Source organism: Frankia sp. CcWB3 (assembly GCF_977927595.1).
In genome coordinates this window covers 3,857-10,045 of record NZ_CDWRCK010000165.1, presented here as the reverse complement: position 1 = coordinate 10,045, position 6,189 = coordinate 3,857, and the positions used below count along the sequence as shown (strand labels likewise).

Annotated in this window: 2 protein-coding genes and 2 tRNA genes; 2 read left to right on the top strand and 2 right to left on the bottom strand. The window is 70.3% G+C overall.

Features of this window, described 5'->3' with window-relative positions; translation table 11 throughout:
• Both metH and ACY5KJ_RS13390 read right to left on the bottom strand, forming a co-directional pair.
• A partial coding sequence (gene metH / locus ACY5KJ_RS13395; RefSeq protein ID WP_462203479.1) for a methionine synthase occupies positions 1-3,642 on the bottom strand: 3,642 nt, incomplete at its 3' end.
• 215 nt (positions 3,643-3,857) lie between these two features.
• Positions 3,858-5,024: a PfkB family carbohydrate kinase gene (locus ACY5KJ_RS13390; protein ID WP_462203478.1), complete on the bottom strand. Its 1,167-nt coding sequence runs from the start codon at positions 5,022-5,024 to the stop codon at positions 3,858-3,860.
• Positions 5,025-5,400: 376 nt separating this feature from the next.
• Between ACY5KJ_RS13390 and ACY5KJ_RS13385 the strand changes: the two genes are divergently transcribed.
• Positions 5,401-5,475, top strand: a tRNA-Asp gene (locus tag ACY5KJ_RS13385).
• 52 nt (positions 5,476-5,527) lie between these two features.
• Positions 5,528-5,604, top strand: a tRNA-Phe gene (locus ACY5KJ_RS13380).
• Positions 5,605-6,189: the final 585 nt, after the last annotated feature.

Below are 6,189 nucleotides of genomic sequence, written 5' to 3'. Positions count from 1 at the left end.
CATCCCCACCCGCCCGGCGTCCAGCAGGTCGAACAGCGCCTGCTTCTCGCTGTGGTCGGGGCTCGCCGGGTAGCCGAAGGCGGGACGAATGCCGCGGAATCGCTCGGCGTGCAGATCCTCCAGCGACGGCTCGGCGTCCGGCTCGAACCAGGCGCGTCGCGCCTCAAGGTGGACATACTCGGCGAACGCCTCGGCGAGCCGGTCGGCCAGGGCCTTCACCATGATCGCCCGGTAGTCGTCCTGCCGAGCCTCGAAGCCGGCCGCGAGCGTGTCGGCGCCGTGGACGGCCACGGCGAACCCGCCGATGTGGTCCCCGGCCGGGGCCAGGTAGTCGGCGAGGCTGCGGTTCGGCCGCCCCGCGGGCTTGGCCGTCTGCTGGCGCAACATCGGCAGGCGCAGCCGCTCCGTGGCACCCTGACCCGACGTGCCACCCGGACCCGGCGAGCCACCCGGACCCGGCGAGCCGGCGCTGTTCACCGCGCCGACGTCGATCAGATCGATCAGGATGTCGTCGTCCTCCGCGACGGCGGGCCAGAAGCCGTAGGCCCCGCGGGCCTGAAGGCTACCGTCCGCAATGATCTGATCGAGCAGGACGTTCGCCTCGTCGTACAGCTCGCGGGCCACCGGCTGGTCCAGGATCGCCGGGAACTTGCCCTTCAGCTCCCAGGCAAGGAAGAAGAACTGCCAGTCGATCATCGCGCGCAGCGCGCTGAGGTCCGGGGTGACGACGCGGACGCCGGTGAAGGCGGGGACGGGCAGGTCGTCGAACGTGACCTGCTCGCGGTTCGCCCGGGCCTGCGCGAGGGGGAGCAGCGGGCGCTGCTGGCGGTTCTCGTGCTGCTCACGCAGGAGCTTCTGCTCCGCCCGGTTACGCACGGCGAGCTCCCCGGCCCGGTCAGCGTCGAGCAGGTCCGAGACCACGCCGACGACGCGGGAGGCGTCCAGCACATGGACGGTGGTGGCGTCGTAGGCGGGGGCGATGCGGACGGCGGTGTGCTGGCGCGAGGTGGTGGCGCCGCCGATCAGCAGGGGCAGCTTCAGCCCGCGGCGCTGCATCTCGGTGGCGACCGTGACCATCTCGTCCAGGGACGGAGTGATCAGGCCGGACAGGCCGATCGCGTCGGCGCCCTCCGCCACCGCCGTGTCGAGGATGACCGTGGCGGGGACCATGACCCCCAGGTCGATGACCTCGTAGTTGTTGCAGCCGAGGACCACACCCACGATGTTCTTGCCGATGTCATGCACGTCGCCCTTGACGGTCGCGAGCACCACCGTGCCGTTGCCACGGTTGCCACGGCCGGTGCCGGCGGTGTCGGTGCCGGCCAGCAGCGCCTGCTGCTTCTCGGCCTCCATGAACGGTTCCAGGTAGGCGACCGAGCGCTTCATCACCCGGGCGCTCTTGACCACCTGCGGCAGGAACATCTTCCCGGATCCGAAGAGATCACCGACGATCTTCATGCCGTCCATGAGCGGTCCCTCGATCACGTCGAGGGGGCGGGCCGCCCGCGCCCGGGCCTCCTCCGTGTCGGGCTCGATGAAGTCGACGATGCCGTGCACGAGCGCGTGCGCCAGGCGCTCCTCGACCGGCGCCTCGCGCCAGGACAGGTCCACCGTGCGCTTCGTGCCGCTCCCGCTCACGGTCTCGGCGAACGCGACGAGCCGGTCGGTGGCGTCGTCGCGCCGGTCGAAGAGCACGTCCTCGACGAGTTCGAGCAGGTCGGCGGGGATGTCCTGGTAGACGGCGAGCTGGCCGGCGTTGACGATGCCCATGTCGAGCCCGGCGCGCACGGCGTGGAGGAGGAACGCCGAGTGCATCGCCTCGCGGACGATGTCGTTGCCGCGGAAGGAGAACGACAGGTTCGAGATGCCGCCGCTGGTCCGCGCTCCCGGGCAGCGATGCTTGATCAGTGGCAACGCGTCGAGGAACGCCTTCGCGTAGCCGTTGTGCTCGGCGATGCCGGTGGCGACGGCGAGCACGTTCGGGTCGAACACGATGTCCTCGGCCGGGAAGCCGACCCGCTGGGTGAGCAGGTCGTAGGCGCGGGCGCAGATCGCCACCTTGCGTTCGGCGGTGTCGGCCTGGCCCCGCTCGTCGAAGGCCATCACGACCACGCCGGCGCCGTAGTCGCGGATGCGCCGGGTCTGCTCCAGGAAGGGCTCCTCACCCTCCTTGAGGCTGATCGAGTTGACGACGCCCTTGCCCTGCACGCAGCGCAGCCCGGCCTCCAGCACGCTCCACCGCGAGCTGTCGACCATGATGGGCAGGCGGGCCGCCTCCGGCTCGGTGGCGAGCAGGTTCAGGAACGTGGTCATCGCCCGCTCGCTGTCGAGCAGGTCGGCGTCCATGTTGACGTCGAGCAGGTTGGCCCCGCCGCGCACCTGCTCCAGGGCGACGTCCACGGCGGCCTGGTAGTCGTCGGCCTCGATCAGCCGCCGGAACCGCGCCGAACCGGTGACGTTGGTGCGCTCCCCGATCATGACGAAGCCGGTATCTTCGCCGATCTCGAACGGCTCCAGCCCGCTGAAGCGGGTGCGCGCCGGCGGGGCCGGAACCGGGCGCGGCGCCGCGCCGGCGATGGCGGCGGCGATCCGCGCGATGTGCGCCGGCGTCGTCCCGCAGCAGCCGCCGACGATGTTGACCAGGCCCGCGGCGGCGAATTCGCCGATCAGCCGGCCGGCCTCGTCCGGGGTCTGGTCGTAGCCGCCGAAGGCGTTCGGCAGGCCGGCGTTGGGATGGCAGGCCGTGAACGTGTCGGCGAGCCGGGCGAGCTCGGCGACATGCGGGCGCATCTCCTCGGCACCGAGCGAGCAGTTCACCCCGACGACCAGCGGATGCGCGTGGGCGATGGAGCTCCAGAACGCCTCGACGGTCTGCCCCGACAGCGTCCGCCCGGACAGGTCGACGATCGTTACCGAGATCCACAGCGGCAGCCGCGGGGCGACCTCGCGGGCGGCGGCGATCGCGGCCTTCGCGTTGAGCGTGTCGAAGATCGTCTCGATGAGCAGCAGGTCGACCCCGCCGTCCGCCAACGCCTGGATCTGCTCGGCGTAGGCGGCCCGGACCTCGTCGAAGGTCACCGCCCGGTACGCCGGATCCTCCACCCGCGGAGACAGCGAGAGCGTGACGTTCAATGGGCCGATCGAACCGGCGACGAACCGGCGCCCCCCGGTCTGCCGGGCGGCCTCGTCCGCGGCCTGGCGGGCCAGCCGCGCGCTCCGCAGGTTCATCTCCCGCACCAGCGACTGCAGCCCGTAGTCCGCCTGGCCGATGCTCGTCGCGGTGAACGTGTTCGTCGTGGTGATGTCCGCGCCGGCCGCGAGATACTGCCGGTGCACGTCGAGGATCACATCCGGACGGGTCAGGTTCAGCAGGTCCGGGTCGCCGGCGACGTCCTTCGGGTGGTCGCGGAACCGCTCCGTGCGGTAGTCGGCCGGGGTGAGCCCGGCGTTCTGCAGCATCGTGCCCCAGGCCCCGTCGAGCACGACGACCCGCTGGGCCAGCAGCTCCCGGAGCTCCCGCTCGCCGGCCCCGACCGTGCTGGCCTCGACCGCGCCGGCCTCGACCGCGTTTGCCCCGGCCGTGCTGGCCTCGATCGCGCCGTCATGGACGGCCACCTCGTCGACCGACCTGGACCCTGCCATCAGACCACCTCCCGGTTATGGGAGGCGCCCTTACTGAACGGTGCGGGCCGAGCGTGGCGGACCTGGGCCCGTTGCAGCGCCTCTCGACCTGTGAGTGACGATACCGTGCCATCGTGATCACTTCACGTCGGCTCGAGCGTTTCCTCGCCGTTGCTGCTGTCGCTTGAGAGTCGCACGCCACCCGGGCGGGACACCGGTCCGCGCCGCGCGTGAGCTCATCCGGACTTGGCGGAGGTGCCGGCATACAGCGCACGGATCTGGGCGTCGGTCGGATGGTGGCCCGTGCCCGGGAAACCGACCGTCCAACCGGCGACAAGCACCGCGCGGTCGATGGCACGGTCGGGATCGCCGGTGGCCAGCCAGTAGTGCAGGAACCCGGCGAACAGCGCATCACCCCCGCCGGTTGTGTCCACCACGCCCAGCGGTGCGACCGCCGCGACAGCGCGCACCGGCCGGTCCGCCACCGCCAGCAGGCAACCCCGCGCGCCCAGACCCACGACCACGATCCGTGCCGGTCCCCGGGCAAGCAACTGCCGGGCAAAGGCATCGGGGGGTACGGTGAGGTTCTCCGCCGAGCAGAACACGATCGACGCCCGGGTGAGCCAGTCCTGTGCATAGGCGTCGTCCTGCCCGACCAGGGACGCCAGTCGCACGTCGCTGCCCAGCGCGGCGAGCCCGCGGGCGACGTTGCAGCCGACCCCGGCGACTTCCAGGCGCAGCGACCGGTTCAGATAGCGCACCGGGGGGTAGGCGAGGGGGAAACCATCGACCGGGATCGTCTGCTGGACGTTGACGACACCGGCAACCGCCACGGACAAGCCCATAGGCCCGCAGTGTCGCACCGCCGGGCTGAGTGTCGTGAGCATCGTGGGGCCATACCTGCGCGATCTGTGCACCGAGGAACAGCGGAATCGCTGGCTGCCCGGGGTGGCTGCCGGCAAGGAGGTGTCCATCTGGGCGAGGGCGTCGGTGAGCGCGTCCGCGCGGCTGCGTTCCAGGTCCCCGTTGCGTTCCAGGTCCCCGTAGACCCGCGCCTTGATGGCGGCCAGGGACATCGGTGAGCAGGACCGCGCGATGTCGGTGGCGTAGCGCACCGCGTGGTCCAGTACGTCGCCATCCGTGATCATCTGGTTGACCAGCCCGAGCTCGGCCGCCTCGGCGGCACTGACGGCGTGGCCGGACAGCAGGAAGTCCGAGACCCGGGCGGTGCCCATGATCCGGGGAAGATGCCAGGACAGACCGTATTCGACGACCAGGCTGAGGCGGGAGAAGCCGGAGTTGACGGAGGCGGAGGCCGCGATGAACCGGACCTCCGGGTCGGCGTCCGCGGCACGCAGGGCCTGCGCGTAGGCGGTGGCCATCGGCAGGGTGAACGCGTTCATGACCTCGAGCCGGTTCAGGGTGACGACGGCGACCCCGTCCTCGACCCGGGTCAGAACGGGATCGGCAACGGCGGTCTGGATCGACTCCGTGCTGCTGCGCGCCTTTCGCTCGATTCCCTCGAGGTCGGCGGCGTGCCTGGCGTTCCTGGGCGCGCCCGGCGTGCCGCCGCGCCCGCCGCGCGGACTCCGCAGATCTCATGCCGATGTCGCGTCTTCGTAGCGAATCGTGAGCGATCGTGTGCGTGGACTGTTGGGCAAGGATCCTGGGCTCCCGGCCCTTCGAGTGGTCCCGGTGTCGTGTAGCATGACCTCCAGATCCGGACAGGGACCGTGACTGGCACCTGGAAGGCGACAACTGAAGATCGATCTAGAGCATGGTCCCGTGGTGAAGCCTGGAGTTCACGCCGCCCTGTCAAGGCGGAGGTCGCGGGTTCGAATCCCGTCGGGACCGCGTTCGTAGGGCTAACAGTGCGCTGTGGCTCATGCGAGAGTCGCACTACCCGGGGCAGGTAGCTCAGTCGGTACGAGCGTCCGCCTGAAAAGCGGAAGGTCGGCGGTTCGACCCCGCCCCTGCCCACCACTTCTGACCTGCGGTTTTACCTCTCGGAAGAGATCGTTTACCGCTTTTGTAGATCGTTATGTAGCAACGGGTGTAGCAACGCCGACTGCGGTTGGCCAGCGGACGGTCGCCCGCGCACCCCCGCTGACCTGCATCGACACTTCCGGCAGACCGTCCGCTTCGGGACAGCACGGTCAAGCCGGCTCTCGCCCGCCGCAGTGCCCCGTCAATCGCGTCCGACGTTAAACAAATGCCCTGGTCAGGCGTCCGCTCCGAGACGCAGGTCCGGCACCTCTCCACCTGAACGGGCCGCTGAAGCCGCAGGACCTGCGACGCCCGCACTCGCGGTCGAGCGCGCCGCATCACTTCCCAGACAGCCGCGGGCCTTTGCTACACCGGTAGCTACAAATGAGCCGCAGAACGTGGCGGAGCCCGCTGGCGTAGCTGTCTGACCGGCCTCGACTCGGGAAGCGGAGCGGCGGGACCGTCCGGTTCAGCGGCGGACGGTCCAGGACGCACCGTCGCTGACCTGCACAGATGCTGTTGGCTGACCGTCCGCTCTCAGGATGTCGGTCAGGATAGCTATTGGCAGGACAGATCCTGCGG